The 26,594-nt window shown below is 69.4% G+C and carries 27 protein-coding genes; 21 read left to right on the top strand and 6 right to left on the bottom strand.

Features of this window, described 5'->3' with window-relative positions:
• Nucleotides 1-32 precede the first annotated feature (32 nt).
• Both HUT10_RS47855 and HUT10_RS47860 read right to left on the bottom strand, forming a co-directional pair.
• Nucleotides 33-2,699 (bottom strand): hypothetical protein, encoded by a 2,667-nt coding sequence (locus HUT10_RS47855; protein ID WP_176177273.1) that lies wholly within the window; start codon nucleotides 2,697-2,699, stop codon nucleotides 33-35.
• On the bottom strand, nucleotides 2,681-3,763 hold the full coding sequence (locus HUT10_RS47860) for a DUF4365 domain-containing protein (RefSeq protein ID WP_176177274.1): 1,083 nt from the start codon (nucleotides 3,761-3,763) through the stop codon (nucleotides 2,681-2,683). The genes HUT10_RS47855 and HUT10_RS47860 overlap by 19 nt, the downstream gene beginning before the upstream one ends.
• A 221-nt stretch (nucleotides 3,764-3,984) precedes the next feature.
• Between HUT10_RS47860 and HUT10_RS47865 the strand changes: the two genes are divergently transcribed.
• Both HUT10_RS47865 and HUT10_RS51650 read left to right on the top strand, forming a co-directional pair.
• The gene (locus tag HUT10_RS47865; RefSeq protein WP_176177275.1) at nucleotides 3,985-4,341 is read left to right on the top strand and encodes a metalloregulator ArsR/SmtB family transcription factor; all 357 of its coding nucleotides are present in this window, start codon (nucleotides 3,985-3,987) and stop codon (nucleotides 4,339-4,341) included.
• Nucleotides 4,338-5,516 (top strand): GNAT family N-acetyltransferase, encoded by a 1,179-nt coding sequence (locus tag HUT10_RS51650; RefSeq protein WP_176177276.1) that lies wholly within the window; start codon nucleotides 4,338-4,340, stop codon nucleotides 5,514-5,516. The genes HUT10_RS47865 and HUT10_RS51650 overlap by 4 nt, the downstream gene beginning before the upstream one ends.
• Before the next feature lie 75 nt (nucleotides 5,517-5,591).
• On the opposite strand, the gene HUT10_RS47875 is transcribed toward HUT10_RS51650, so the two are convergent.
• On the bottom strand, nucleotides 5,592-6,062 hold the full coding sequence (locus tag HUT10_RS47875; RefSeq protein ID WP_176177277.1) for an ArsI/CadI family heavy metal resistance metalloenzyme: 471 nt from the start codon (nucleotides 6,060-6,062) through the stop codon (nucleotides 5,592-5,594).
• Between the two features lie 83 nt (nucleotides 6,063-6,145).
• Here HUT10_RS47875 and HUT10_RS47880 point away from each other — a divergent pair, with 83 nt between their 5' ends.
• Genes HUT10_RS47880 through HUT10_RS47925 form a run of 10 tightly spaced genes read left to right on the top strand, consistent with a single transcriptional unit; the run spans nucleotide 6,146 to nucleotide 13,425 of the window.
• Entirely contained in the window at nucleotides 6,146-6,508 is a 363-nt protein-coding gene (locus HUT10_RS47880) for a metalloregulator ArsR/SmtB family transcription factor (protein WP_176177278.1), read from the top strand.
• Nucleotides 6,505-7,563, top strand: coding sequence for an ACR3 family arsenite efflux transporter (gene arsB, locus HUT10_RS47885; protein WP_176177279.1), 1,059 nt, complete (start codon nucleotides 6,505-6,507; stop codon nucleotides 7,561-7,563). The genes HUT10_RS47880 and arsB overlap by 4 nt, the downstream gene beginning before the upstream one ends.
• Nucleotides 7,560-7,760 (top strand): hypothetical protein, encoded by a 201-nt coding sequence (locus HUT10_RS47890; protein ID WP_176177280.1) that lies wholly within the window; start codon nucleotides 7,560-7,562, stop codon nucleotides 7,758-7,760. Before arsB ends, HUT10_RS47890 begins: the two co-directional genes overlap by 4 nt.
• Entirely contained in the window at nucleotides 7,744-8,154 is a 411-nt protein-coding gene (locus HUT10_RS47895) for an arsenate reductase ArsC (protein WP_176177281.1), read from the top strand. The genes HUT10_RS47890 and HUT10_RS47895 overlap by 17 nt, the downstream gene beginning before the upstream one ends.
• Nucleotides 8,155-8,185: 31 nt before the next feature.
• Complete coding sequence (locus HUT10_RS47900) at nucleotides 8,186-9,298, top strand: acyl-CoA dehydrogenase family protein (RefSeq protein WP_254897369.1); 1,113 nt, start codon at nucleotides 8,186-8,188, stop codon at nucleotides 9,296-9,298.
• A gap of 21 nt (nucleotides 9,299-9,319) precedes the next feature.
• Nucleotides 9,320-10,330, top strand: coding sequence for a methylthioribose-1-phosphate isomerase (locus tag HUT10_RS47905; protein ID WP_176178398.1), 1,011 nt, complete (start codon nucleotides 9,320-9,322; stop codon nucleotides 10,328-10,330).
• A complete protein-coding gene (mtnC, locus tag HUT10_RS47910; protein WP_176177282.1) occupies nucleotides 10,327-11,043 on the top strand; it encodes an acireductone synthase in 717 nt (238 codons plus the stop codon). The genes HUT10_RS47905 and mtnC overlap by 4 nt, the downstream gene beginning before the upstream one ends.
• Nucleotides 11,040-11,660, top strand: coding sequence for a methylthioribulose 1-phosphate dehydratase (mtnB, locus tag HUT10_RS47915; protein WP_176177283.1), 621 nt, complete (start codon nucleotides 11,040-11,042; stop codon nucleotides 11,658-11,660). The genes mtnC and mtnB overlap by 4 nt, the downstream gene beginning before the upstream one ends.
• Nucleotides 11,657-12,235: an acireductone dioxygenase gene (locus HUT10_RS47920; RefSeq protein WP_176177284.1), complete on the top strand. Its 579-nt coding sequence runs from the start codon at nucleotides 11,657-11,659 to the stop codon at nucleotides 12,233-12,235. Before mtnB ends, HUT10_RS47920 begins: the two co-directional genes overlap by 4 nt.
• Complete coding sequence (locus tag HUT10_RS47925) at nucleotides 12,232-13,425, top strand: MFS transporter (protein ID WP_254897370.1); 1,194 nt, start codon at nucleotides 12,232-12,234, stop codon at nucleotides 13,423-13,425. The genes HUT10_RS47920 and HUT10_RS47925 overlap by 4 nt, the downstream gene beginning before the upstream one ends.
• On the opposite strand, the gene HUT10_RS47930 is transcribed toward HUT10_RS47925, so the two are convergent.
• Together HUT10_RS47930 and HUT10_RS47935 are read right to left on the bottom strand one after the other, a co-directional pair.
• Nucleotides 13,317-13,793, bottom strand: coding sequence for an arsenate reductase ArsC (locus tag HUT10_RS47930; RefSeq protein WP_176177285.1), 477 nt, complete (start codon nucleotides 13,791-13,793; stop codon nucleotides 13,317-13,319). The genes HUT10_RS47925 and HUT10_RS47930 overlap by 109 nt on opposite strands.
• A gap of 73 nt (nucleotides 13,794-13,866) precedes the next feature.
• A complete protein-coding gene (locus HUT10_RS47935) occupies nucleotides 13,867-14,934 on the bottom strand; it encodes a permease (protein ID WP_176177286.1) in 1,068 nt (355 codons plus the stop codon).
• 333 nt (nucleotides 14,935-15,267) lie between these two features.
• Between HUT10_RS47935 and HUT10_RS47940 the strand changes: the two genes are divergently transcribed.
• Genes HUT10_RS47940 through HUT10_RS47975 form a run of 8 tightly spaced genes read left to right on the top strand, consistent with a single transcriptional unit; the run spans nucleotide 15,268 to nucleotide 23,260 of the window.
• Complete coding sequence (locus HUT10_RS47940) at nucleotides 15,268-16,521, top strand: RCCLKC-tail radical SAM protein (RefSeq protein ID WP_176177287.1); 1,254 nt, start codon at nucleotides 15,268-15,270, stop codon at nucleotides 16,519-16,521.
• Between the two features lie 36 nt (nucleotides 16,522-16,557).
• On the top strand, nucleotides 16,558-17,817 hold the full coding sequence (locus tag HUT10_RS47945) for a GNAT family N-acetyltransferase (protein WP_176177288.1): 1,260 nt from the start codon (nucleotides 16,558-16,560) through the stop codon (nucleotides 17,815-17,817).
• A 19-nt stretch (nucleotides 17,818-17,836) separates the two neighbouring features.
• Nucleotides 17,837-18,949 carry a GTP-binding protein gene (locus HUT10_RS47950; RefSeq protein ID WP_217709720.1) on the top strand — a complete coding sequence of 371 codons (1,113 nt, stop codon included), beginning with the start codon at nucleotides 17,837-17,839 and terminating at the stop codon, nucleotides 18,947-18,949.
• A gap of 16 nt (nucleotides 18,950-18,965) precedes the next feature.
• Nucleotides 18,966-19,724: a methyltransferase domain-containing protein gene (locus tag HUT10_RS47955; RefSeq protein ID WP_176177290.1), complete on the top strand. Its 759-nt coding sequence runs from the start codon at nucleotides 18,966-18,968 to the stop codon at nucleotides 19,722-19,724.
• 36 nt (nucleotides 19,725-19,760) lie between these two features.
• The gene (locus HUT10_RS47960; protein ID WP_176177291.1) at nucleotides 19,761-20,798 is read left to right on the top strand and encodes an inorganic phosphate transporter; all 1,038 of its coding nucleotides are present in this window, start codon (nucleotides 19,761-19,763) and stop codon (nucleotides 20,796-20,798) included.
• Nucleotides 20,799-20,807: 9 nt separating this feature from the next.
• Nucleotides 20,808-21,158, top strand: coding sequence for a helix-turn-helix transcriptional regulator (locus HUT10_RS47965; protein ID WP_176177292.1), 351 nt, complete (start codon nucleotides 20,808-20,810; stop codon nucleotides 21,156-21,158).
• Nucleotides 21,155-22,369 (top strand): ATP-grasp domain-containing protein, encoded by a 1,215-nt coding sequence (locus HUT10_RS47970; RefSeq protein ID WP_176177293.1) that lies wholly within the window; start codon nucleotides 21,155-21,157, stop codon nucleotides 22,367-22,369. The genes HUT10_RS47965 and HUT10_RS47970 overlap by 4 nt, the downstream gene beginning before the upstream one ends.
• Before the next feature lie 48 nt (nucleotides 22,370-22,417).
• The gene (locus HUT10_RS47975) at nucleotides 22,418-23,260 is read left to right on the top strand and encodes a metalloregulator ArsR/SmtB family transcription factor (RefSeq protein ID WP_176177294.1); all 843 of its coding nucleotides are present in this window, start codon (nucleotides 22,418-22,420) and stop codon (nucleotides 23,258-23,260) included.
• A 4-nt stretch (nucleotides 23,261-23,264) separates the two neighbouring features.
• On the opposite strand, the gene HUT10_RS47980 is transcribed toward HUT10_RS47975, so the two are convergent.
• Nucleotides 23,265-25,715, bottom strand: a complete 2,451-nt coding sequence (locus HUT10_RS47980; RefSeq protein WP_254897371.1) for a molybdopterin-dependent oxidoreductase — start codon at nucleotides 25,713-25,715, stop codon at nucleotides 23,265-23,267.
• A 279-nt stretch (nucleotides 25,716-25,994) separates the two neighbouring features.
• Between HUT10_RS47980 and HUT10_RS47985 the strand changes: the two genes are divergently transcribed.
• Nucleotides 25,995-26,591: a hypothetical protein gene (locus HUT10_RS47985; protein WP_176177296.1), complete on the top strand. Its 597-nt coding sequence runs from the start codon at nucleotides 25,995-25,997 to the stop codon at nucleotides 26,589-26,591.
• Nucleotides 26,592-26,594: the final 3 nt, after the last annotated feature.

Raw genomic sequence — 26,594 nt, forward strand, 5'->3', positions numbered from 1 at the left:
CTGTGTGAGACAATCACGACGGTCGTCAGCGCTCACTCGACTACGACGCCGACCTCAGCCTCTAACGTCACGGTTAGATCCAGAATCACTTGATCCGTACGAGGGATCCCGTTCTCAGCCAGAACAGTGCGCGCCGCGGGTAGCCCTTCGAGGGGGTCGCCGATGTCGCCGAGAGCGACGGCGAGTTGCCGCGCCGTCCGGAACGCCCCAACTAGATCATCAAGTGCTGGCTCGAGTTCCCAACCGAGCAAGGCCAAGTTCGCGAGGGCCTGAAGCTGCTCGGCCGGTGTCGACTGGGCGCGGGCGGCGCCGAGCATGGCCGCACGATGCCAGTTCGGCAGCTGAGCCGGCGCGGCTTCGCGTACGACCGGGTACAGCCGGTTCATCAGCAGACCGACCGGATCGTCCTGCCACCCCCACCATGAGGGACGTTCGATAGCAAGGCCGGCCGCGGCTGGTACCCAACCGTCCGCCTCGGCTTGATCGAGGAGCTGTTCGAACGTCACCGGCAGGTCGACGACGAATTCGGCGTGGAGCTCGCCCACCGTCCGGGCGGCAGTGTCGATCACGGCGTCGATCTCGTCCGGGGTGTGTGCGGACTTGAGCCGGCTGTCGCGCAGCACTTCGGCCATGGCCATCGTGGAGAAGCACGAGATGCCAGCACTGCGGGCCAGCCTGCGCACGGACAGGTCATCGCACCATAAGGGCAGCCCCTCCTGGGCCGCGACATCGATTGCGGCCAGCCACGGTACGGCTCGCGCGCGTTCGGAGTTGTCGCCGAACACGGAAGCGGCACCGACGGGCCGGATGGAGCAACGCCGCGCGAGGGCCTCGACGGCGGCTGTGCGGTCTCGGACGAACTCGTAGTGCTCCTCATTGCGCTCGTAGAACGTCAAGCTCCCGGCAGCTGCACCCGAACCCAAACTGCCGAAGCTTCCAGCGAGGGTGCGTGCTTGGAGGGCAGCACGCAGCACGTCGTGGTAGGCGGGAAGAGCGAGGATCAGGTCACTGACCTGGCCGGACACGGTATCGGCGTCCGTGAGCTGTGAGAGCACCAGCAGAGTGGAGATGTCGACGACAGCGGGCCGGCCTGCCGATGCCATTGCCGCGTCCATGTCGGCCTGATGCTCGCCGTCGTCGACGGCGACGGCGACCAGGAGGCCAGCGGATCGCTGAACCAGCACGGACGTGTAGCTGCGGCCGATGCTCAGGGCGAGCACTCCCGCGGGTACCTGGGCACGGGAGATCTGGTCGGCCAGGTCGGTCAGTTGCGTTTGGTCCGGTCGGGGAAGGACCGCCTCAATCTGGGAGAGGAACTCCTCAGGAGAGGCCGTGGACAGGATTCGCAGCCCCGTGGCTTCGCCGTGGGTCTCGTAGAGCGTGTTGAGGAGTTCGAACGCTCGTCGGTGCAAGTCGCCTCGTACAACTGGCCGATCATCCGGAAGATCCGGGATTGGATCGAGGGCGTCCGCGTACTCGTCGTCGATCTCCGGGGCGGTGCCACGTGTGGCGGTCACCAGGTGGGTGAGCAAAACGGTCGCCAGCTGCGCGTTTTCAGCGAACTCCGAAGCGAGCGCGATGGCCATCTCGGCAAGTTCTTCGTCCCACGCGATGGAAGCCATCGCCTGTGCCCACAGTTTTCCTTCCTCCTCAGACCTGACTCTGGGCTGGTGACGGGTCACTGTCGCTGCGGCGCGGGCGTCTCCGCCGCTGTTCAACTGAGCACGAACCAGGTTCCACACCACCCCATCGGGTGGCGGCGTCTGATCTGCGACAACCTGGGCCAGGATCGACTCGGCCCGCGTCCAGTCCTGGGCCCTGGCTGCGATATCGGCCAACCGGGTAGCCAGTTCAACTCGTTCCGCAGGACGATCCTCGATCTGCAAAGCGTCCTGTAACGCCCGGTCAGCTTGTTCGGCCGCCGCGTGCTGGAAGACGAGCAGTGCATGAAGGGTGACGAACCGAGCAGAGCGAAAGCGTTGGGCAGCGGACGCGGTGGCTGCTATGGCTTCGTCCGGACGACCCACTTCGATCAGGGCGTGGACCAGTTGCTCGGCTGCACCGGGGTCTTCGCTCGAGAGCGCGCGTAGAAGCGAAAGGCCTTCCGCCGGGTCCCGACGGAACGTAGCGATGGCTCGAGGCAAACGGTTCGTTCCTGGCGGGAGGGATCCGGCTCGGATGAGCTCGTCGAGTTGCGCCGATGCGTCAACGCCCAATGCTGCGAGCCGGTGGGTTGCCATGGCGGCCGCTTCGCCATCGTGGTCAGCTCGGGCACGGGCAAGGTGGGCCCTCCAAAGCGCTTCGGCTTCGGCAGCCGGCAGCTCGAGGAGGCCGAGTCGGAGGCGGGCGATTCGATCCTCGACGCTGTCGGTCATCGCGGCCTCGATCGACGCGACGAGTTCGCTGTCACCGGACCCGTGTGCGGCGGTGAGGGCAAGGCGTCGCAGGGCCGGATCTTCGGCCTCGTCGGCGTTCGCGGTACCCAGCGGCGCCGGAAGCAACATGTTCAGGACGGCGCCGAACTGACCTTTGACCAAGAGAACCCGAGCCAGCAGCGCCAGAATGCCTCGGGTTTCGCCGCTCCATTGTCTACGCTGGATGACAGCTGCCTTCAGCAGTTCGGCGGCGCGAGTCAGGTCCCCGGCTTGGGCTTCGGCGGTTTCGGATCGCCGCGCGCAAATCAACGCAACATTGGCCATCGCCGCAGCATTGTCCGGTTCGAGCTCCAGCGTTCGTTCGGCGTGGCGCGCGGCTCTGGGAGGTCGTCACTCCGGATCGCCTGATCGGTGAGAAAGTGCTGGACCGTCGAGTTCGTGTTCGCCTCCGCGCCGGCCGCTGCCAGCACGGCCTCGGTACGCCACGGCGAAGGATCGTTCTCTGGTACCTCCAGAATCGCCTCGACAACCGCCACAACCACGTCACCGCCGCCGCGTCGACGGGCTTCCTCCAGCAGTTCGCCCGCTCGTGTCCGATCCACCGCGGCGATGTTGGCGGCCGCGGCGGCCAGACGCCTCCCGGCCTCGGCGCCGCCATCTTCGGCGGCGATCTCCCAGGCCGCCGAGCTCTCCTTCATGGTGTCGTGGTGCGAACAGAAAGATGCCAACGCTCGCCATGGCCACGCGTTTGAAGCATTCATCCAGAACGGCCTGGTGGAGATCAACGCTTGTGCGGTTCCGGTGGGATTTGTTCGGCCTTCGGCCAGATGCTGCGCGACGAGAGCACGTTGGACGTGATCGGCTGGCTCGTCCTTGAGCAGTTGGCGGACAGAGGGCGGTAGGAACCCGAGGTTGGACTCATACCGCTCGATGGCGCGCTGCTCCATGCCGCTCGCAGCCACGAGCCAAGGCTCAGTGGCCGTACTCAGCGCCTGGTGATCAGGCACCGTGACGGCGTAGCGCTTCCCGGTGCGTCGTTCGACAGAGGGGTGGATCCGCTGCCAGTAGATCGCGTCGGTCTCCAAATCGATGAAAACCACCATTACCGGAAGTGCGTGCCCCAACCACAAGCGGCGTTTCGTCTCGTCGTAGTAGAAGGCCCAGCCGCCCTTGACACGCCTGAAGTGCGAAGACCCGGACTTGATCTGCACCGCGACCAGGCGCCCGGTGCCTCGTCCGTCTTCGTCGGCGATCTCGACGTGGCCATCGATTCCTTGATCCACGACGGTCTGTTCACGAAAGATCCACCCGAGATCCCGCGAGACTGCGCGTTGGAAGACCCCGAGGCCTTCGCGGTCGATCAGGGCGGTCTTGGTGTTGCCTGGCAAGGGAGACTCCTCGGCTGCCTGTTAACTGCTCGATGATACGAGCTGGCCGGAACCCCATGACCACTGTGTTGGGCGACATCGTCGGAGTGTTCGTGTTCGACAACCGGCCGATGGCGCCAAGGTAACCCGGTCGGGTTATGCGGCAGGAGCCTGTGCCACATGTCAGTCGGAACTGCGGGGCTTCGCCGGTTTACACGGCGCGGCTTGATCGCCTATCGTCGATGGACGATGGAGGAGGTGTCGTGCTAGATCGGGATATCGCCAAAACGTACGCCGAGTGGTTCCGCGCGCTGGCAGATCCCACGCGGGTGCAGATCCTCAACCTGCTCGCCGAGACCGGCAGTCCGATGGCGGTAGGGGAGATCGTCGAGCAGGTCAGCGTGGGTCAGTCCACCGTTTCCGCGCACTTGAAGGTCCTTGCCGACACCGGTTTCGCGCTGGTTGAGCCGCGGGGGACCGCTCGGCTCTACCGCGTGAACGAAGAGTGCGTGTCCTGCTTCCCGAGCGCTGCGGACGTCGTCATGGGGCGCGGGGTCCGGTCGTTCGCCGAGACTGTCGACGAGGAGGCCGCCCGATGAACTCCGACCGCGACGCGGTCCATGACCGCTACGCCACCGCCGCCAGGCGCGCCCTGGCCGGTGAAGGTACCGGCCTGCTGGCAGGCGAAGGTGATGCCGACCGGCTCGGCGCCGTCCACTACGCCGATGCTGAGCTTCCGGTCGAGGTGACCGCGACCAGCCTCGGTTGCGGCAACCCGCTCGCCGTCGCCGAGCTCAAGCCCGGCGAGACCGTGCTAGACCTCGGCTCCGGCGGTGGGCTGGACGTCCTGCTCTCCGCCCGTCGCGTCGGGCCAGGTGGGCGGGCTATCGGCTTGGACATGACCGACGAGATGCTGATCCTCGCCCGGCGTCATGCCGAGCAGGCCGGCGTGACCAACGCCGAGTTCCTCAAGGGCACCATCGAGCAGATCCCGCTGCCGGACGCCTCCGTCGACGTGGTCATCTCCAACTGCGTCATCGCCTTGTCGGCGGACAAGCCCGCGGTGTTCGGTGAGATCGCCCGCGTACTGCGGCCCGGCGGTCGGCTCGGCGTCACCGACATCCTTGCCGACGACAGCCTCACCGACGCCGAACGCGCGGCCCGCGCCGGTGCGGGCGAATGCCTCGGCGGCGCGCTCACCGCCGACCGCTACCGGACGCTCCTGCACGACGCCGGGCTCAGCGGCATCGACGTCCAGCTCACCCACGAGGCCGGCGACAAGCTCCACTCCGCGATCATCCGCGCCACCAAACCGGTCGAAGTCGTCGCGATGACGGACGACCATGCGGACCAAGTACTGTCGATCTACCAGGCCGGGCTGGACACCGGTCAGGCAAGCTTCGAGACCACCGCTCCCACCTGGGAAGCCTGGGACGCCGCCCATCTTCCGGAACACCGGCTGGTCGCGCTCGACTCGGTCGGGCGGGTCATCGGGTGGGCCGCGGTCTCCGCGGTGTCCTCGCGGTGCATGTACGCCGGGGTCGTCGAGCACAGCGTCTACGTCGACCCGGACGCGCAGGGCCGCGGTGTCGGGCGGGCGCTGTTGGCCGCGCTGATCGCTTCCACCGAGGACGCGGGCATCTGGACGATCCAGAGCGGCGTGTTCCCGAGAACACCGCCAGCAGGGAACTGCACCGCCGAGCCGGGTTCCGGGAGATCGGCGTCCGCGAACGCGTTGGGCAGCACCACGGCTTGTGGCGGGACGTCGTCATGATCGAACGCCGCAGCTCGCGGGTCGGCAGCTGAGCGGAGCCGGTGCGCCCCTCGATTGCGCACCAGCTCCGGGCATTTAGTTACAGCAGCCCTCCGGCTTGGCCGTCGCGCCGGTCTCAGCGTCCGGTGTGCAGCACGTCGCCGGGGTGACCAGCGCGGCGCTGTCGGTGCCGAACGTCGTCGAGTCGCCCTTGACCGTGTAGACCTCCCATGGCTCCTTGCCCGGCCCGTGGACCCACACCTTGTCCTGCACCGCGTAGCAGCAGGTGGTGTCGTCCTCGGTGAGCGTCTCGAGGCCTTCGCCGGTCAGGCGCTGGGTCGCCGCGTTGACCTGGTCGGTCGACTCGACCTCGACGCCGAGGTGGTCCATCACCGTCTCCTGGCCCGGCTCGCCCTCAAGCAGCACCAGCTTCAGCGCCGGCTCCTCGATCGCGAAGTTCGCGTAGCCCGGCCGGAGCTTCGCCGGCTCGGTCCCGAAGAGCTTCGAGTAGAAGTCGATCGATCCGGCCAGGTCTCCGACCCGCAGGGCCAGCTGTACCCGTGACATCTCCACTGCCTCCTTGTATAGATGACTGTCTAAGTAGACCAGATTAGATTGCCGTCTATATGTGAATCTGTCAATATAGAGGCATGTCGAAGCAACTGCCGCTCGTCGCGATGGACGCCTGCTGCGCGCCCCTGGCCCGGGAGCCGCTGACGCAGGACCAGGCGGTCGAGCTGTCGCACCTGTTCAAGGCGATGGCCGACCCAGTCCGGCTGCGGCTGCTGTCGCTGATCGCGTCCCACGCCGGTGGCGAGGCGTGCGTGTGCGACCTGACGGACGCCTTCGACCTGACCGGCCCGACCATCTCCCATCACTTGAAGGTGTTGCGCGAGTCCGGGCTGATCACCGGCGACCGGCGCGGCACCTGGATCTACTACCGCGTGCACCCGGAGGTGCTGGCGCGGCTGTCGGCGGTGCTGACGACCACGAGCGAGACGGTAACCGCGTGACCACGGTCGCCGAGGCGCCGCCCCGCCTGTCCACGCTGGACAAGTTCCTGCCGGTCTGGATCGCGGCCGCGATGGTCGCCGGGCTGCTCGCCGGCCGCTGGATACCCGGCCTGAACACCGCGCTGTCCGCGGTACAGGTCGACGGCATCTCGCTGCCGATCGCGCTGGGACTGCTGGTGATGATGTACCCGGTGCTGGCCAAGGTCCGCTACGACCGGCTCGGCACCGTCACCCGCGACCGGCGGCTGCTGTGGCCTTCCCTGGTGCTGAACTGGCTCGTCGGCCCGGCGCTGATGTTCGCCCTGGCCTGGCTGCTGCTGCCCGATCTGCCCGAGTACCGGACCGGGTTGATCATCGTCGGCCTCGCCCGCTGCATCGCGATGGTGATCATCTGGAACGACCTCGCGTGCGGCGACCGCGAAGCCGCCGCCGTGCTCGTCGCGCTGAACTCGGTGTTCCAGGTGATCGCCTTCGGGCTGCTCGGCTGGTTCTACCTCTCCGTCCTGCCCGGTTGGCTCGGTCTCCCGCAGGCCGACCTCGCCGTGTCCGGGTGGCAGATTGCCAAGAGCGTGCTGATCTTCCTCGGCATTCCGCTGGTCGCCGGCTACCTGAGCCGCCGTTTCGGCGAGCGCGCCAAGGGCCGTGACTGGTACGAGACGAGCTTCCTGCCGAAGGTCGGGCCCGTCGCGCTGTACGGGCTGCTGTTCACCATCGTCATCCTCTTCGCCCTGCAGGGCGACCAGATCACCAGCCGTCCGCTGGACGTCGCGCGCATCGCGGTTCCGCTGCTGGTCTACTTCGGACTGATGTGGGCCGGCTCCTACGCACTCGGCAAAGCCGCGGGCCTGAACTACGAACGGACCACCACACTGGCGTTCACCGCCGCGGGCAACAACTTCGAACTCGCCATTGCCGTGGCCATCGCGACGTTCGGGGCCGCGAGTGGCCAGGCGCTCGCCGGGGTCGTCGGCCCGCTGATCGAAGTCCCCGTGCTCGTCGCCCTCGTGTACGTCTCCCTCGCGCTGCGGCGCCGCTTCGCAAGGAGCCCTCGATGACACGCACCTGGATGTGGATGCTTCGCCACCGTCAAGCAGCCGGCGCGCTCGCGGGCGTGGTCTGGGTGCTGGTGCTGTGGCCGTTCACCGGCCTGGCCGTCGCCGCGGTGTGCGGCCTCGTCTTCGCCGCGATCATCGCGACGATGCTGCCCGTCCCGCACGTCGAAGGGGAGAACACCCGTGACCGGCAAGCCTGAAGTCCTCTTCGTCTGCGTGCACAACGCCGGCCGCTCCCAAATGGCCGCCGCGCTGCTCGCCCACCACGCCGGCGGCGCGGTCGACGTCCGCTCGGCCGGCTCCGCGCCCGCCGACAGCATCAACCCCGCCGTGCGTGAGGCGATGGCTGAGGTCGGGCTCGACCTCTCCCGCGAGGTGCCGAAGAAGCTGACCACCGACGCGGTCGAAGCCGCCGACGTCGTGATCACGATGGGCTGCGGTGACGCCTGCCCGATCTTCCCCGGCAAGCGGTACCTGGACTGGCAGCTGGAAGATCCGGCGGGCAAGGGCGTCGAGGACGTCCGGCCGATCCGGGACGAGATCGATCGCAGAGTGCGGGAACTGCTCACCGAGCTCTTGGCCGCGGAGGCCTGAGCGCGTTGGGTTGACCTCGGGAGGTCTGGGGATGAACTGGCGGGAATCCAGTGCGAAGGTCGCCGCGGCCCTGCAGGCCGACGCGGCCGAACGCGATCGGGCCGGGGCTCTCCCGGTCACCGAGGTCGACCTGCTGCGGCAGTCGGGACTGCTCGAGGTCCTGACCAACGATGGCTGGGCGGCGGCGAACACTGCGGCCCGTACCGTCTCCGCCGCGGACGCGTCGATCGGGCACCTGCTCGGCTACCACTACCTGCAGCAGTGGCGGACCGGGCTGTTCGGCCCGCAGGCCCTGGCGGAGCCGGGCTGGTTCTGGGCCGGGGTCAGCAATCCGCTCGATGCGGCCCTGACGATGACCCCGGACGGCGACGCGTTCGTGGTCGACGGGTTCAAGACCTTCGCCACCGGCGCCGCCGTCGCCGACCGGCTGGTCGTCAGCGCGACCCGGACCGACACCGACGAAAAGGTCACCTTCGTCATCGATGCCCGCGCTCGCGGCATCAGCCACCCCGGCGGCTGGGACAACATCGGGCAACGTCTCACCGCCAGCGGCGGCGTCCGGTTCGAGGGCGTACGGGTCGGACGCGACGACGTGCTTGGCGTCCAACCGGATCCAGTGCCGCCGCGGCTTTCGCTGGCCGCACTCGGATTCCAGCTGATGCTCGCGCAGGTGTACGTCGGCCTCGCGCTCGGATCGCTCGACGCCGCCGCGGTCTACACCCGCGACCACGCCCGCGCCTGGACGCTTTCCGATGTCGCCACGGCAGCCGACGACCCCTACATCCTGGCCGGCTACGGCGAGCTGCTCGCCATGGCCCGTGCCGCCGGCTGCGCGGTCGACGCCGCCGTCGGGGCCCTCGGCGTCGCCGACGACCGCGGTATCGACCTGACCGCCGACGAGCGGGCCGAGGCCGCCATCGCTGTCTCCACGGCGAAGATCGCGGCCAGCCGCGCCGCGATGGAAACCACCTCGAAGGTCTTCGAGTTCACCGGCGCGCGCTCGACCGGCGCGAAGTATTGCTTCGACCGGTTCTGGCGCAACGCTCGCACGCTGACCCTGCACGACCCGATCAGCTACAAGGCCCGCGAGGTGGGCGCCCACTTCCTCACGGGCGCGCCGCCCGTCCCGTCCGGATACAGCTAGAGGGGAGCGCCGGTGACCGACATGCTGCCCGTCCTCGCCGACAGCGTTCGCCTCGACGAGGACGGCGTGCACATCCTCGACCGCCGCCAGTTCCCGTTCCGGCGCGAATGGGTGCTGTGCAAGACCGTCGAGGAGGTCGCCGACGCGATCTCCGGCATGGTCACCCAGTCCTCCGGCCCGTACTTCGCCGCGCTCGGCGGGATGGTCCTCGCCGCCCGTGCCGCGGCGGGTCTGCTGCCCGCCGAAGCCCGTGCCCACCTCGAAGCGGCCGGTGCGCGGCTCATCGCCACCCGCACGACGAACAACCACCTGCGTAAGGCCGTGGCCTGCGTGCTCGACGCCGTGGCCGGCCGCGACGACGTGGTCGCCGCGGCTGGGGAAGGCGCCCGCCGCGGCGACGAGCTGTACCGCGCCCGCAGCCGCGCCCTCGGCAGTCACGCGGCCGAACTGCTGCCCGGCGACGGCGTCGTGCTCACCCACTGCTGGGCCGACCTCTACCTCGTGGAGCTGGTGCTCGCGGCCCGCCGCGCCGGCAAGGAACCGGCGTTCGTCTGCACCGAAACCCGGCCCTACCTGCAGGGCGCCCGGCTCACCGCGGCGACGCTCGCCGAGATGGACGTCGACACCACGGTGATCACCGACGGCATGGGCGCCGCCGAGCTGGCCTCGGGCCGGATCGACGCCCTGGTCACCGCGGCTGACCGCGTCACCATGGACGGGCACGTCGTCAACAAGATCGGCACGCTCGGCCTCGCCGTCGCCGCGTCCGCGTTCGGCGTGCCGTTCCACGCCCTCGTGCAAGCCCCGGACCAGGCCACGGCCACCGGAACCGACGTGCCGATCGAGTACCGCGACGGCGCCGAGGTGCTCACCGTGCTCGGGCAGCCCACCACCAGCGGCCGGATCCGCGGCCGCTATCCCGCCTTCGACGTCACACCGCCCCGGTTCGTCACCACGGTGGTGACCGACCGCGGGCCGTTCGCCCCGGACCGGCTGGGGGAGTACTACGCGGAAGGGGAACCCAACCAGTGACCACGACGCTGTCCGCCCGATGGGTGGTGCTCGACATCGAGGGCACGCTCACCGCCACCAGCCAGGTGCACGTCGTGCTCTACGACTACGCCCGCCCGCGGCTCGGCCCATGGATCGACGACCACCCCGACGACCCGGTCGTGACAGCGGCGGTGGCCGACACCAAGCGCCTGGCCGGTCTGCCCGAGAGCGCCAGCACCGCCGAGGTCGTCGCCGCTCTGCACGGGTGGATGGACGAGGACCGCAAGGCCGCTCCGCTCAAGACGCTGCAGGGGCTGATCTGGGAACGCGGGTACGCCGAGGGCGACCTGACCACCGAGTACTTCCCCGACGTCGTTCCCACCCTGCGGGCCTGGCACGACTCCGGGCTGCGGCTGGCGGTGTTCTCCTCCGGCTCGGTCGCCGGCCAGATCGCCTCCTTCTCCCGCACCACCGCCGGGAACCTCACCGGCCTGTTCGGCAGCCACTTCGACACCGTCAACGCCGGCCCGAAGCGTGAGCCGCTGTCCTACCGGGCGATCGCCACCGCGCTCGGCGCGGAGGCCGCCGATATCGCGTTCTTTTCCGACGTCCCGGCCGAGCTCGACGCCGCGGCCGCCTATGGCTGGCAGACGGTCGGCGTCGCCCGTACCGGCGAGCCGTACGCGCAGGCTGACTTCGGTGCTCACCTCAAGGTCGCCTCGTTCGACGAGGTCAAGGTGATCCCGAGATGACCGCACTCGACCTCGCCGGGCGCGTCCTGGCCGCCGAAGCCGCGCGCTACACCGCGATGGGCTGGATGCGCGGCACGTCGGGCAACCTCTCCGTCGTCGCCGGGCGCGACCCGCTGCGGCTGATCGTCACGGTCAGCGGCCGGGACAAGGGCGAACTGTCCGAACAGGACGTTGTGCTCGTCGACGAGGAAGGGGTCGCGGTCCCGGACCAGCCGCACCCCGAGCGGGTTCCCTCGGCCGAAGCCGGGCTGCACGGACGCATCGCCGCGGCCTCGGGCGCCGGGGCCGTGGTCCACGTCCACGCACTCGCCCCGGTCCTGGCGGCCGAACGCTCACCCACCGGGGTGGTGCTGCGCGACCTGGAGATGCTGAAGGGGTTCGGGCGGGCCGCGCACGACGACGTTGTGACGATCCCGGTCATCCCGAACAGCCAGGACATGAAGGTCCTCGGCGACGCCTTCGCCGCCGGCTTCCGGCCCGACACCCCCGCGCTGATCGTCGCCCGGCACGGCATCTACGTCTGGGGAGACGATCTGCACCAGGCACGTCACCGCCTCGAATGCCTGGAATGGCTGCTGCGGTTCACGATCGACGCCCACGAAAGGGGAACACGATGACCCTGCTGACCGTCTGGCCCGACGACCACCCCGAGCAGGTGCGGTTGCGCACCACCGACGCCGAGACCATCGCCCGCGAACTCGGTGAGCTCGGAGTCCGCTTCGAACGCTGGGACGTCGTCGAGGATCTCCCTCTCGAGGTCACCGCCGACGAGGTAGTGGAGGCATATCGGCCGCAGATCGACAAGGTCATCGCGCAGGAGGGCTACCAGCTCGTCGACGCCGTGCGGATGACCCCGTCCGCCGATCCGTCGTGGGCGGACAAGGCCGCTCAAGCGCGGCAGAAGTTCCTCGCCGAGCACACCCACGACGATGACGAGGACCGGTTCTTCGCCCGCGGCAGTGGCGTCTTCTACCTCCACATCGGTGCGAACGTCTACGGCGTCCTGTGCGAAGCGGGAGACCTGCTCAGCGTGCCGGCGAAGACGACCCACTGGTTCGACATGGGGACCCGGCCGGACTACGTGTCGGTCCGGTTCTTCCACGACGACGGCGGCTGGGTCGGCTCGTTCACCGGCTCGCCGATCGCGGAATCGTTCCCGGACTTCGACACCCTGGCGGCCGGTCTCCGTTGACCGACCGCAAGCTGGGGGCGGTGCTGGCCGTCTTGTGCCTCACCGAGATCACCAGCTGGGGCGTGCTGTTCTACGCCTTCCCCGTGCTGGTCCCGGCCATCGCCCGGGACACCGGGTGGTCGCCGGCAGCACTCACCGCTGCGCTGTCGGTCGCGCTGCTCGTCTCCGCGCTGACCGGCATCGCGGTGGGACGAGTGCTCGATCGGCGAGGTCCGCGCCTGTTGATGACCGCCGGGTCCGAGGTCGGCGTGGCGGCGGTGGTGGTGATCGCGTCCGCGCGCACGTTGCCGTGGTTCTTCATCGGCTGGATCTGCGCCGGGCTCGCGATGGCCGCGACGTTCTACCCGCCGGCGTTCGCCGCGCTCACCCGCTGGTACGGCCCTCGCCGCGTCCGGGCCCTGACGACGCTGACGCTCGTCGCCGGGTTCGCCAGCACGGTGTTCGCCCCGCTGACCGCGCTGCTGGCCGAGCACCTGAGCTGGCGGAGCACCTACCTCGTCCTCGCGGTCGTGCTCGCCGTCGTCACCGTGCCGGGGCACTGGTTCGGGCTTCGCCGTTCGTGGCTGCCGGTCGTCGCCGACGTCGAACTGCCATCGAAGCCGCGCAGCGAAGCGCGGAGCCCGGCGTTCGTCGCGCTGGTCGCCGCGTTCAGCCTGACCGCGCTCGGCACCTACGCCGTCGTGGTCAACCTCGTCGCTCTGCTCGCCGAGCGAGGGTTGTCGACGGGGATGGCGGCGATCGCGCTCGGCCTGGGCGGGGCCGGGCAGGTCGCCGGGCGGCTGGGCTTCGCGACGCTGGTGAACCGCACCGGCGTCCGGACCCGCACCGCCGTCGTCATAGTCGTGCTCGCGGCGACGACCACGTTGCTGGGCGCGCTGACGTCGACGGTGGCGCTGGTCTGCGCCTCGATCCTGGCCGGGATGGCTCGCGGTGTGTTCACGCTGCTGCAGGCGACCGCCGTCGCCGACCGGTGGGGGACCGCCGGGTACGGACGGCTCAGCGGCCTGCTCTCCGCGCCACTGGTGACCATGTCGGCCGTCGCGCCCTACACCGGTGCGGCACTGGCCGCGCTCACCGGCTCCTACTCGACGGCGTTCCTCGTGCTCGGCGCGGTGACCATTGCCGCGGTGCCGGTGTCGCTCGCGGCCCGACCCGCCGTCGCGCCGGTCAGCTCCGCAAGCAAGTCCTGAACCCGCCGCTCGATGTCGTCGCGGACCGGGCGGATCTCCTCGGCCGGGCGTCCGGCGGGGTCGTCGAGCTTCCAGTCCAGGTAGCGCGTTCCGGGAACGATCGGGCAGGCGTCCCCGCAGCCCATGGTGATGACGAAGTCGGATCGTTCGACGCTTTCGGTGGTCAGCTTCTTCGGCTGCTCGCCGGAGATGTCGATGCCGCGCTCGGCCATGACCTGGACGACGGCCGGGTTGACGGTGTCGGCCGGTGCGGAGCCCGCGGAGCGCACGATGACCCGGTCGCCGCCGTGGTGGCGCAGGAAGGCCGCGGCCATCTGCGAGCGACCGGCGTTGTGGATGCAGACGAACAGAACTTCGGGTACGGACACGAGAAGTCCCTTCAGAGCAGAGGATGTGCCGGGCGGACGGCTGGGGGGAGGGGCAGCCCGCCCGGCACAAGCTTCACAGGAGCAGCTGGGCGAGGAAGCCGAGCAGGATGCTGCCGAGCATGCCGAACGCCAGGTACAGCGCGAAGACCTTGTTGTTGACCACGCTGCGGACCGCGACCATCGCCGGGATCGTCGTGACGGATCCGGCCAGCAGGAACGTCACCGCCGCGCCCTGAGCCATGCCCTTGGCCAGCAGACCGCCGACGATCGGGATTGCGCCGACGCCGTTGAGGTAGAGCGGGATGCTGATGACCGCGGCGAGCGGGATGGCCAGCCAGCCCTTGTCGCCGCCGAGGATGGCCGTGATGATGCCGTTCGGGACGTAGACGCGGATGACGCCTTCGAAGACACAGGCGAAGACCAGCCACTTGCCCAGGGACACGGTGTCGCGCAGGAAGTTCCGGCCGGTGATGCGCCAGTTCCGCTTCGACTGCAGGCTCGTCTTCGCCTGCGGCCACCAGGGAGCTCCGTCATCGTCATCCTCGTCCTGGGCGCAGCTTCCGTCGGCAGCGCAGGTCGACGAACCACCGGTCGACGTCGGGGCGTCGGCGAGGACCGTGGTGCCTCCGCCACCGGCCGCGACGGCGACCTGGTTCTGCGCAACGTGCCGCTCGCGTTCGTCGACCGCGGGCTTCTTCTCCGGACGCAGGACGTCCTTGAAGCCACCGCGCTTTTCGACGAGCAGGATGATGATCCCGGCTCCCATGGCCAGCACCAGCGCGCCGATAAGGCGGGCGGTCGCCAGCGGCAGGCCGATCTCCTTCGCGGTCAACGCGAAGATCGGCGGATCCATGGCGGGTGAGGCGATCCAGAACGACATCACCGCCGACAGTGGCACGCCGCCCCGCAGCAGCTTGCGGATCAACGGGATGACCGTGAAGGAGCAGAACGGGCTGAACGCGCCGAGGCACGTGGTGAACAGGACGCCCAGCAACCCGTGCTTGCGGAACGAGCGGCGCGCGACGACGTCGAGGTAGAGCAGGTCGACCATCGCCGCGATCGCCAGGGCGATGAAGAAGAAGATGCTCAGGTCGACCAAATTCTCCCAGGCCAAGCGCAGGACCTCGAGGACCTTGTCCATGCCACCATCCTTGACATCGGGGGACCGGATTCGCGATGCGGAGGACGTGCAGCTGCCCCCAGCTTTCATCGATGCTAGTCGATGAAAGGACCTCGGTCCATACCCGCCGGTGGTCGGAGATGTCCTCCGTGGAGTCCGGTGCGGGCGTGATCACAACGTCCGAAAGGATGAATTGCAACCCTGAAAACCGTGATCTACCTGCGTTTATCGATCCATTGACATGTATCGCTGAAGCATGCAATCGTGATCCCTCGTACGAGGAGAGGCCCGCCGCCGGGCCGGTTCCGCTGGGGGAACCAAATCCTTTTTGTCCGATTCAATTGTGGGGGAAGCATGCCCGCTGCGCGTGTACTCGTCGCGTCCGCCTTCGAAGCCGAGCTTCAGCCGCTGACCTCCGCGTGCGCCGGCGCCGCGATGCGAGCCCAGGACGCCGACGTCGTGGGCTGGGACGCCCACAAGAACCCCGACGCAGTACCGGACGGCGAGTTCGACCTGGTCCTGCTGTCGGTACAGCAGTTCGAGGGCGTCGAGCGTGGCCTCAATCTCGCTGCCCGCCTGCGGGAATCCTTCGGTGGGGCCAAGCTGGTCGCGTTCGGGCAGTACGCCCAGATGAACCACCGCCGGTTCCTCGAAACAGTCGACGCGATCGTGATGGAAGAGCCGGAGCTCGTCGCGACCGAGCTAGCCGAGGTCGCCCGCGGCGAACGTGAAGTCGCCACCGTGCCGGCATCGATGACCGCGCAGGGAATGCGGCCGAAACCGCCGCACCGGCGCATCACCGTTCCGGCTCCTGCTCGTGATTTGTTCCCGTCCTTAGTGCACTATCCGGCGCACCATTCACAATATGGGCTGATGGGCAACGTCGAGGTCACCCGCGGCTGCCACCACAAGTGCACCTACTGCTCGGTGTACGGCGCCTACGACGGCGGAGTCGCCGCGTACAACGCCGACACCGTCCTGGCTGACTGCCTGCAACTCGCCGAGGAAGGCGTGCGGCACTTCTGCTTCATCGACGCCGAGTTCTTCAACTCCCGCACCATCGGCGCCGGCGTCGTCCGCCGCCTGGTCGACGAGATCGGGCCGATCACCTTCGAGTTCACCACCCGCGTCGACCACATCCTCAGCTACCAGAAGGAACTCACCGAACTGGTGTCGCTCGGGCTGGTGAAGGTCACCTCGGCGCTGGAGTTCCCGTCGAACCGGATCCTGCGGATCTTCGACAAGCACATCGACGTCGACCACATGCGCGCCGCGATCGCCGAGGCCGAGCGGATCGGGTTCGTGCTGTACCCGACCTTCATCCCCTTCACCCCATGGATCGAGTACGAGGAACTTCTCACCTTCGAGGACTTCCTCGTCGACACCGGGCTCGCGAAGGTCACTGACCCCACCGCCCTGCAGACCCGCCTGCTGCTGTTCAAGGGCTCACCGCTGCTGTCCTCACCCTGGATGGAAGACATCGCCACCGTCGACCGCGGCCTGTGGGTCGAATGGACCCACCCGGACCGCCGCGTCGAGGACCTGTGGATCGAACGCCGCGCCGACGCCGAAGACGTCGGCAAGGTCCGCTGCTGCGTGAAGTGCTGAGCCAGGCCGGAACCGGATCGGGAGGGACAGGAAGCAATGGGTGGAGCACCGCGCGTCGTGGTGAGCACGGGTCAGGGACTGCCGGACCTGGACTGGGAAGGTGAGCTGGCCGACCTCACCGACGTCTTCCCCTACCTCGGCCCGACGTGGCTCGGGGCGAGCGAGAAGGCGCTGACCGACCTACAGCCGTGGCACACGATCGCGACCCGCGCCCGGGGCGAGCTGGCCCTGCTGCCCGGGTACGTGATGACGACGCCGCCGGTCGTCGACCACGAGCCGCGCACCTACCTCGGGTGGCAGGCGCCGACCGGCGAGGAAGTCTGCTGCGGCGCCCAGACCGACGCCTGCATCAGCGACGAGGTCGACGCGCTGGGCACCGAGCCGTTCTTCCCCGCGCTGCTGCTCGGCTCCCCGCTGGGCTACCGGACCGAAGTGGCCTACAACTTCTGGACGCCCAGCCTGATGGCGCAGATGGTCTCCGAGCTGGTGCCGGCGGCGTTCGAGCAGGGCATCAAGTGCGTCGTCGCGCCGTGGATCTCCGGCCGCAGCGGCAACGACGCAATCGTCACCGCGCTGCAGCAGGTCGGTGGGCACAGCACCTTCTGGGGCTACGAGGACTACCTGCGCCTCGACGCCGACTCCTGGGACGGGCACCTGGCCGCTCTGCCGCTGAAGAAGCGCCAGCGGATCAAGAGCGACGTCCGCCGCGCCGAAGCGGCCGGAGTGAAGGTCGAGCGCGTCGACGGCGAAGCCATCCGCCCCTACGTCACCCGCATCGCCGAGCTGACTTGCCTCAACCGGGAGAAGAACGGCGCCGGCGAGGAACCCGCGCACATCGTCGACGTCCTGACCGCCCTGCTGGACGCTCGCGCGGACGTGCGCGCCTACCTCGGGACGAAGGACGGCGCCCTGGTCGCCACTTGCGTCGTGATCCGCAAGCACCACCGGCTGTTCCCGAAGTGGGCGGGCTTCGACTACGCCGCCATCGGCGAGCGCAGCGGCATCTACTTCGCCCTTGTCCTCGACGCGCCGGTCCGCGACGCCTACGCCGAAGGACTGCGCACCGTCGAGTTCGGCGCGGGCGCGCACCAGGCGAAGGCGCTGCGCGGCTGCTCCCCGCGGCCGGTGACCACCGCGATGGTCGTCTCCGATCCGGAGCTGCGCCCGCAGGTCGCGAAGTGGATGGACGCCTTCGGTGCCAGCCGCCGCGTCGCGTTCGGCGATGCTCCTGCCGCCACCCGCACTCCGCTGCCCGTCATTTCCGGCGGCTCCGGCGCCTGCTGCTCCGACGGCTGAAACCACTGGAGGAACGTTCGTGATCACCTTCGTGCCGCTGACCGGGTTCCTCGGGGCCGGCAAGACCACCACGATGATCGCCACCGCGCAGGCGCTGCAGGAGCAGGGCCGCCGCGTCGCGGTGATCACCAACGACCAGGGCGTCGAGCTCGTCGACACCGCGTTGGTGCGCAGCAAGCTCGACTCCGTCGCCGAAGTCACCGGTGGCTGCTTCTGCTGCCGCTTCGAAGACCTCGTCGACACCATTCGCGCCCTCGTCGACGGCGCCGGCGACACTCCGGTCGACACGGTGATCGCCGAGGCCGTCGGCTCGTGCACCGACCTGCAGGCCACCGTTGTCCGGCCGCTGCGCGCCTACTACGGCGACAGCATGGTCGTCAGTCCACTCACGACAGTCATCGACCCGTTGCGGTACCTGGCTTTCGACCGCGCTGCCCAGCGTGGCGAACCGGAGTCGGACCTGTCGTACCTGTTCCGGCAGCAGCTGACCGAGGCCGACGTCATCGCCGTGAACAAGCTCGACACGATCGCGCCGGACCGCGCCTCCGAGCTGATGGGGCGGCTGACCGCGGACTACCCGAACGCGGCGGTCGTCGGCTACAGCGCCAAATCCGGTGACCGCGTCGACGAGCTGGTGAAGGCGTGGGACGGCCCGTCCGGCAACCAGGCGGTCGACCTGCAGGTCGACTACGACCGCTACGCCGCCGCCGAAGCCCAGCTGGCCTGGATGAACCAGGACGTGCAGCTGACCTCGGAGGCGCCGCTCGACCTCACCGCGTGGGGCCGGCAGGTGCTCGCGACCCTGGGCAGCTGGGCGGACTGCGCGGGCGCCGTCGTCGGGCACGCGAAGCTCACCGTCGAGGCAAGCGACGGCGACTTCGCCAAGCTGAGTCTGACCGCGGCCGGCGCGGAGCCGACGGTCGACCGGGCCGCCGAGAAGCCGGCCACGACGGCCCGGGTGATCGTCAACGCCCGCGTCGCCTGCGAGCCGGCCGACCTCGACGCGGCCGTCCGCGACGCCGTGGCCACGGCGAACGCCGCCACCGGGGCCCGGTCCGCGGCCACCGCGCCGGTGTCGTTCAAACCCGGCTACCCCACCCCGGTCCACCGGCTCGCCGCCACCGGCGCCTGACCCCCGAAAGACGACCATGACCGACACCACCACCGCCGAAATCCAGGACTACTACCGCGAAAAGGCCGCCGAGGCCGCAGAAGCGACGAGCTGCTGCGCGCCGGACCCGACGCGGTTCGGACCCGGCGCCTACGGCGACATCGGCCCCGACGAAGCCTCCGATGCCGCGTTGCTGGCCAGCCTCGGCTGCGGCAACCCGACCGCCGTGGCCGAGCTGCGCGACGGCGAGACCGTCCTGGACCTCGGCTCCGGTGCCGGGCTGGACCTGATCCTGTCCGCGCGCCGCGTCGGCCCGGACGGGCAGGTCTTCGGCCTGGACTTCCTCGAGGAGATGCTCGCCGTCGCCCGGCAGAACATCGAGGACGCCGAGGTCGACAACGTCATCCTGCTCAAGGGCACCATCGAGCAGATCCCGCTCCCCGCCGCCACCGTCGACGTCATCATCTCCAACTGCGTGATCAACCTGTCCCTGGACAAGCCCGCGGTGTTCGGCGAGATGGCGCGCGTGCTCGCACCCGGCGGCCGGCTCGGGATCACCGACGTCGTCGCCGAGGACCACCTCACGCCCGCCGACCGGGCCGAGCGCGGCGGCGTCAGCCAGTGCATCGCCGGCGCCCTCTCCAAGGCCGAATACCTCTCGCTGCTGGCCGAAGTCGGCCTGACCGATGCCGAGGTCGTGTTCACCCAGGACGCCGCCGACGGCATGCACTCCGCGATCATCCGCGCCCGCAAGCCGGGCGCTGACGACTGCGGGCCCGACAGCGGCTGCTGCTGAACACCGAGGTTTCCGACCACTGAGGGGAGTACCTGCATGTCCATCACCGCGATAATCGTGTTCGTCCTCGTCGCCGCGCTGGCCGCGGTCAACGGCAGCAACGACGTGCCCAAGGGCGTCGCCACGCTGGCCGGGGCCGGGGTCACCAAGTACAAGACGGCGATCATCTGGGGCACGATCACCACGCTGATCGGCTGCGTCTTCTCCCTCGGCCTCGCGTCGAAGATGACCGCCCTGTTCTCCAAGGGCATCATCACCGGTGCCACCACCGACGCGTTCGCCGTCGCCGTGCTCGCCGGCGCCGCGTTCTGGGTCGGGCTGGCCACCGTCCTGCGGCTCCCGGTTTCGACCACTCACGCCCTCATCGGCGGCATGGTCGGTGCCGGGTTGCTGATGAGTACCGGCGGTGTCTCGTGGAGCGCCGTCGGCAGCAAGCTGGTCACCCCGCTGCTGGTCAGTATCGTCGTCGCCTACGCCATCACGCTGATCCTCGCCGTCGCCACCGGTGCTGCGAACAAGCGCCGGTCCGCGGCCACCCCGCCGGTCACGTCCTCCGGCAGCGGGGACGTCGCCGTGCAGACAGCCCCCGTGGTGACGCCGGAGAAGACCTCGTCTCGGATCATGACCGCGGCGCACTGGTTCACCAGCGGCGCCACCGGCTTCGCTCGCGGCCTCAACGACACCCCGAAGATCGTCGCCATCGGCGCGTTCGCCCTGGTGCCGGCCGGGATGAAGCCTTGGCACATCATGGTCCTGGTGACCGCCGCGATGGCCGCCGGATCGCTGCTGGGCGGGATGCGGGTCGCGGAGAAGCTCGGCGAGGGCGTGGTCAAGATGAACCACCGCGAAGGCTTCCTCGCCAACCTCACCACCGCCGCCCTCGTCGGAGTCGGCGCCGGGGCCGGGTTGCCGATGTCGACCACGCACGTTTCCACCGGGGCGATCGCCGGATCCGCCGGCCCGAACCTCAGCCGGATCTCCGGCGGGACGGTCCGGAACTTCCTGATCGCTTGGCTGGTCACCCCGCCCGTCGCGGGGGTCGTCGCGGCTCTGGTGTTCATCTTGGCTCGCTAACCTGGTGGGGTGAGCGAGCACAAGCTGGAGCGGGAGACCGCCGAGTCCTACGCCCGCTGGTTCCACGCGCTGTCGGACGCGAACCGGGTCATGATCGTGCACTTCCTGGCCCAGCAACGTGACCCGGTTCCCGTCGGCGCGATCGTGGACCACCTCGGCATCTCCCAGCCCACGGTCTCCCACCACCTGAAGATCTTGTCCCAGGTCCGGTTCGTCACCCGCCGCCGAGCCGGGACCAGCATCCTCTACGCGATCAACCACAGCTGCGAAGTCGGCCTGCCCACCGCCGCCAACGCCGTCCTCGGCCTGCTGGCGACCCGGGGCGAGCTCGAGCCGCTTCCGCTGGAAAGGACGTCGTGACCGACCACCCGGCGCTGTTGCTCGTCGGCAGCGGGGACCGCCGCTACCGCGAATACCTCCTCGCCGCGCTGCGGCCGCACTTCCGGCTGTGGCTGCTCGACGCGGTCGAACCGACCTGGCAGACCGCCCACGTCGAGGGCGTCACCGTCGTCGACACCCGCTCCCCGGACGCTCTGACCGCGGCGTTGCGCGACCTGGAGTTCCGGCCCGACGGCGTGCTCACCTACGACGAATCCCTGGTCACCGCCGTCGCCGCCTTCGCGCAGGACGCCGGACTCCCGGGAAGCCCGCCCGACGCCGTCCAGGCCTGCCGGGACAAGGCGGCGACCCGCACCGCGCTCGCCGAGGCTGGGGTGCCGCAGCCCGCGTCCCGGCCGGTCGCCTCCGCCGAGGACGCCGTCGCCGCGGCCGAGGACATCGGCTACCCGGTGGTGGTCAAGGCCCGCGGCCTGGCCGGCAGCCTCGGCGTCCTGCGCGCCGACACCGCCGAGCAGGTCGCCGAGGCGTTCACCGCGGCCGCCGGCGCGTCCTGGCCCGGCGTCCCGCGCTACGAGGCGGACGTGCTGGTCGAAGAGCTGCTCACCGGACCGGAGATCAGCGTCGACGCCGCCGTCGACCACGGCGTCTGCCACCCCCTGGTGATCGCCCGCAAGCAGACCGGCTTCGAGCCGTTCTTCGAGGAAACCGGCCACGTCGTCGACGCGGACGACCCGCTGTTCGACGACGCCGCGCTGCTCGACCAGCTCGACCAGGTCCACAAGGGCATCGGCTTCACCCACGGCGCCACCCACACCGAGTTCAAGCTGACTCCGCGCGGGCCGCGCCTGGTCGAGATCAACGCCCGCCTCGGCGGCGACTTCATCCCGCGGCTGGGCATCCTCGCCGGTGGTGCCGATCCGGTCGTCGCTGCTGGTCAAGTCGCCGTCGGCCGCCCGCCGAGCCCTCGTCGCGCGCTGCGCCGGACCGCCGCGATCCGGTTTCTATACCCGGCCCACGACTGCGAGGTCGCCGCCACCGAGGTGCACCCCGAGCGGTTCGGGCCCACTGTCCACGAGGCTCTCGGCACCGCCGGCCCTGGCACCAAGCTCGCCCTCCCGCCGCGCGCCTACCTCGCTCGCTACGGACACGTCATCGCCGTCGGCGACGACCACACCCAGGTGGTCGCCGACCTGGCCGACGCCGAGGAGCTCGTCGAGCTGCACAGCAGCTGAACCATCGACCGCCGTCGATCCCTCACTCGGGTGAGGCACAATCGGGACATGACGACCACCGCGCCCGACGCCGCGCTGCTGCCCGTCGAAGACGCCGCGACCTACGCCGAATGGTTCGCGTGCCTCGCCGACACCACGCGCGTGCGGATCCTGCACGCCGTCGCGGCCGCGGGCAAGGCCGTCACCATTGGCGAAATCACCGAGCAGATGGCGATCAGCCAGTCCAACTGCTCCCACCACGTCCGCAAGCTCGCCGACGTCGGCTTCGTCCGGCTGCGGAAGGTCGGCACCGCCACCCTCGTCTCGGTCAACGCCTCCTGCGCGGTGAGCCTCCCGCACGCCGCCGACGTCGTCATGGGCCTGCTGGCGCCCAAGCCCACCGAGCCCGGCGACCTCGCCCCGGACGTCACCGTCCGGCCGCTGCGCGCGAAGGACTGGCCGGCCGTGCGCCGCATCTACGCCGAAGGCATCGCGACCGGCGACGCGACCTTCGAAACCGAGGTCCCGCCGCGCGCGGAGCTGGAGGCCAAGTGGCTGCGCGGGCACCGCTGGATCGCCGAGGTCGACGGGCAGATCGCCGGCTGGGCCGCCGTGGCGGCGGTGTCCACTCGCGACTGCTACGCCGGGGTGGCGGAGACGTCGGTGTATGTGGGGGAGAAGTTCCGCGGCCGCGGCGTCGGCAAGGCCCTCATGCACCACCTGGTGGCCGCGGCCGACGAGGGCGAGCTGTGGACGTTGCAGACGTCGATCTTCCCGGAGAACCGCAACAGCGTCGCTCTGCACCACGGCGCCGGGTTCCGCACCGTCGGGATCCGCGAGCGCATCGGCGAGCTGGACGGCCGGTGGCGCGACACCGTCCTGCTCGAACGGCGCCGCGCCTCCCAGCTCTGAGTGTTCAGGCCTTGCTGATCCGGCAGGCGAAGCACTTGTACGCCTGCTGGCCGGATAGGTTGTCGTAGAACGCGTCGTCGACCAGCCCGTTGGCGGCCTCGTAGCGCGGGTCGCCGAACTGGTCCCCGACCTGCTGGGCCGGGCCGAAGGTGTTGGGCACGAAGATCGTGTCCGGCCGGATCGCCGGCCAGAACAACGCCGTCCCGGTCACTTTCCCGCGCGGGCTCTCCACGACCACGGTGTCGCGGTCGCCGATCCCGAACCGGCGTGCGGTGTCGGGGTGCACCTGGACCAGGCGGATCCCGTTGAGCTGCTCGCCGGTCGGCGTCCAGTGTGTCACGCTCGCGAAGTGGACGACGCTCGGCCGTCCGGTCATGCCCATCAGCGGGAAGTCCCGGTGCACCGCGTCCGAGCCCGGGACGCCGAGGCGCACCTTGTGCGTCACCGCCTGCGGGTTGACCGGGTTGGTGACGAACCCGGGCTCGTAGGCGATCGTCGGGTTCGCGCCGGTGACCTCGGGGTGGGTGTAGAAGACCGGCAGGGCCCGGTGGCCGGCCGCGGCGAGCTTGCGGTCCAGCTCGGGGGTGAAGATCTCGACGTTCCCGCTCGGGGTGAGGAACCGCTTGCCCGGTGCGCCGAGCGCGGCCGTCGCCTCGTACCAGGACGGGTGGTCGAGGTAGAGCGTGCTCACGCCGGGGTGCGACGGGCTCGGGCACGGCCAGCGCAACGGCTCGGCGCGGGCGTCCATCCGCTGCTGCGTCATCCCGCCCATGGCCGGGGTGTGCTTCACGAACTCCGCCCAGAGCTGGGAGTAGTCCTTCCAGCTCGGCGGGAAGGCGTCGGTCCAGTAGCTCGCGGGCTTCTTGCGGTCGCGGCGGGCGAAGGCGTGGGCGAGGTCGATCCAGATCTCCCAGTCCGGCTTGGACTGCCCGACCCGGGGTACGGCGGCGTGCTGCCAGCGGATCGCGCGGTCGTCGCGTCGCATGTAGACGCCGTCCAGCTCGAGGCCGCTGGTGACCGGCAGGATGACGTCGGCGTAGTAGGCGGCTTCCTCCATGAACAGGCCGGTGTAGACGTAGAAGTCCAGCTTCTTGAACGCCTCGCGGACCTTGTTGGTGTTCGCTGACGAGATGAGCGGGTTGCCCTCGGTGATGACGGCCTTCAGCGGGTACGGACGGCCGGTGAGGATGGACTCGGCGAAGTAGTCCGGCCCGACCGGCAGCGCCTGGTCCAGCGGTCGCGTGGCGACCGTGAGCTCGGGCAGGCGCAGGTCGCCGGGCCAGGTGTTGTGCATGAAGTTGCAGCCGCCGCCGGGAACGCCGATGTTGCCGGTCACCGCGGCCAGGAAGGTCAGGGCGCGGTAGGTGTCGAAGGCGCCGAGCTGGTGGGAGATGCCGGCGTTGCAGAAGATCGCGGCGGGCTTGGTCGTGGCGTAGTCCTCGGCGAGCTGCCGGATCGTCGCGGCCGGCACGCCGGTGACGCCGGCGGCCCAATCCGGGGTGTAATCCTTGACATGATCGCGTAGTTCGGCGAACCCGAGCACCCAGCGCTGGACGAACGCCTTGTCGTGGAGGTTGCGGGCGATAATGTGCTGGAGCATGCCGAGCACGAGCGCGAAATCGGTGTGCGGCTTCGGCGCCACCCAGGTGTCGGCGGCGGCCCCGGTCGGCGTCCGGCGCGGGTCGACGACAACGAGCTTCGCGTGGGTCTTCTTTCTGGACCTGAGCAGGTAGTCGAAGGTGACCGGGTGGGTCTCGGCCTGGTTGGTGCCCAGGAACAGGAAGTACTTCGCCGCGCCGAGGTCCTCCCGGCCGGTGGCACCGTCGACGCCGTAGCCGTTGGTGAAGTTCCCGAGCCCGAACGTCGCGGCGAGCGCGTTGCCGCCGGCGTCGTTGCATACCGGCCCGACGTCGGTGTTGTTCGGGCTCCCCAGCAGCGCGAAAAGGCGCGCGACCAGCGAGCCGGTGCCGCGGGGGAGCCGGCCGGTGGTGCGGTTGGCGATCGATTTCACCTGCCCGCTGTCGCGCAGCTGCAGGAGCCGGTCGGCGATGAGGTCGAGGGCGGCGGCCCAGGAGATCGGTTCGAATCTCGAGTCCTTCGAGCCCTTGGCGCCGGACACGCGGCGCAGGGGCGTGGTCAGCCGCAGCGGGCTGTAGGCCAGCTCCGGCATCATCGACGCCTTCACGCAGAAGTTCCCGGCCTGAACCGGATCGTCCGGATCGCCGGAGACGCTGATGACCCGCCCGGCCCGGATACCGACCTTGAGGCGGCAGTTCGAGTTGCAGAACTGGCAGGCCGTCGAGACGACGGTGTCGGGGTGCAGCGCGGCCGAGTCCGTGGTGAAGCTCAGCTCCCCGCCGGCCGGGGCCCCGTTCCGGGCGTCCGGAACTGCGGCGACCGCAGGATCCGCGGCGGCGAGGGTTGGATGGACGAACAGGGAGGCGCCGCTGATCACGGCACCTTGGACGAAACCTCTGCGTGACAGACCGGTGAAATCGTCCATAAGGACCTTCCCCCAGAAGACGAAACGGACACAGTGCGCGACTCCATCGACACGCATCGATCCACAATAGAGAATGCCGGAACCATGGCATAGCAACTAATGTCGGAATCGATCGGCGTCCACCGGCTGTGCGGATGCCGCACTTTCGAGTGGATCTCCATAGCTGCGTGAAACACCGGCAACTTGATCTGCGACTAACTGTCACCAGCCTGGTGACGGAGGGGAGCGACGATGGATGCAGCGATCGCGGCGCTCATCGGCGCGGGCGTCGGCTTCACCGGCACCATGGTGGCGCCGATTGTTACCTCTTACCAAGCTAGACGCGCGAAAAGCCAAGAACTCATGCGCGACGCCTACGCGCGTGGCTTCGCCTGCTTGGCGCGGATTCCTCGCTGTGATACGACGGAAGACCATCGGAAGCTGCGCGACAAGATGCTGGAAGCTCTGGCCCATATCGAAATCGTCGGGGTCAAGACGACGAGTGACCTGTACGGCACGGTCGTCGAGTCCTATGAGGCGTGGAAGATTCAGGGCGGCGCGAACACGGCCTTCGAGGCGAGCGCGAAGAAGTTCCAGCAAGCCGCCAGGTCGGACATCGCTTCGAGCGATGCGAACGGGGCATCGAGACCTGCGTTGCTAGGCCGTATCCTGGCGGTTCTGCTCGTTCTCGCCTTCTACTGGTGGGCGAGGTTCCCCAGCCTGCTCACGTCGGACGCGCGGGTCCTCGGAGGGCTCGAGTTCGCTGCGGTCGTCGCGGCGACCATCGTCGGGGTCTGGATCGTCGTGATCTCCGTGATCAAGTTGCTGAGGTCGGCCAATTCAGGCTGACAC

Source organism: Amycolatopsis sp. Hca4, assembly GCF_013364075.1.
Classification (GTDB): Bacteria; Actinomycetota; Actinomycetes; order Mycobacteriales; family Pseudonocardiaceae; genus Amycolatopsis.

Bases quoted from the DNA above. Each gene is read 5' to 3' on its own strand.
- HUT10_RS47855 (WP_176177273.1), bottom strand. From the start codon at position 2,699: ATGGCCAATGTTGCGTTGATTTGCGCGCGGCGATCCGAAACCGCCGAA.
- HUT10_RS47865 (WP_176177275.1), top strand. From the start codon at position 3,985: ATGGACGATGGAGGAGGTGTCGTGCTAGATCGGGATATCGCCAAAACG.
- HUT10_RS51650 (WP_176177276.1), top strand. From the start codon at position 4,338: ATGAACTCCGACCGCGACGCGGTCCATGACCGCTACGCCACCGCCGCC.
- HUT10_RS47875 (WP_176177277.1), bottom strand. From the start codon at position 6,062: ATGTCACGGGTACAGCTGGCCCTGCGGGTCGGAGACCTGGCCGGATCG.
- HUT10_RS47880 (WP_176177278.1), top strand. From the start codon at position 6,146: ATGTCGAAGCAACTGCCGCTCGTCGCGATGGACGCCTGCTGCGCGCCC.
- HUT10_RS47890 (WP_176177280.1), top strand. From the start codon at position 7,560: ATGACACGCACCTGGATGTGGATGCTTCGCCACCGTCAAGCAGCCGGC.
- HUT10_RS47900 (WP_254897369.1), top strand. From the start codon at position 8,186: ATGAACTGGCGGGAATCCAGTGCGAAGGTCGCCGCGGCCCTGCAGGCC.
- HUT10_RS47905 (WP_176178398.1), top strand. From the start codon at position 9,320: ATGCTGCCCGTCCTCGCCGACAGCGTTCGCCTCGACGAGGACGGCGTG.
- mtnB (WP_176177283.1), top strand. From the start codon at position 11,040: ATGACCGCACTCGACCTCGCCGGGCGCGTCCTGGCCGCCGAAGCCGCG.
- HUT10_RS47920 (WP_176177284.1), top strand. From the start codon at position 11,657: ATGACCCTGCTGACCGTCTGGCCCGACGACCACCCCGAGCAGGTGCGG.
- HUT10_RS47935 (WP_176177286.1), bottom strand. From the start codon at position 14,934: ATGGACAAGGTCCTCGAGGTCCTGCGCTTGGCCTGGGAGAATTTGGTC.
- HUT10_RS47940 (WP_176177287.1), top strand. From the start codon at position 15,268: ATGCCCGCTGCGCGTGTACTCGTCGCGTCCGCCTTCGAAGCCGAGCTT.
- HUT10_RS47945 (WP_176177288.1), top strand. From the start codon at position 16,558: ATGGGTGGAGCACCGCGCGTCGTGGTGAGCACGGGTCAGGGACTGCCG.
- HUT10_RS47955 (WP_176177290.1), top strand. From the start codon at position 18,966: ATGACCGACACCACCACCGCCGAAATCCAGGACTACTACCGCGAAAAG.
- HUT10_RS47960 (WP_176177291.1), top strand. From the start codon at position 19,761: ATGTCCATCACCGCGATAATCGTGTTCGTCCTCGTCGCCGCGCTGGCC.
- HUT10_RS47975 (WP_176177294.1), top strand. From the start codon at position 22,418: ATGACGACCACCGCGCCCGACGCCGCGCTGCTGCCCGTCGAAGACGCC.
- HUT10_RS47985 (WP_176177296.1), top strand. From the start codon at position 25,995: ATGGATGCAGCGATCGCGGCGCTCATCGGCGCGGGCGTCGGCTTCACC.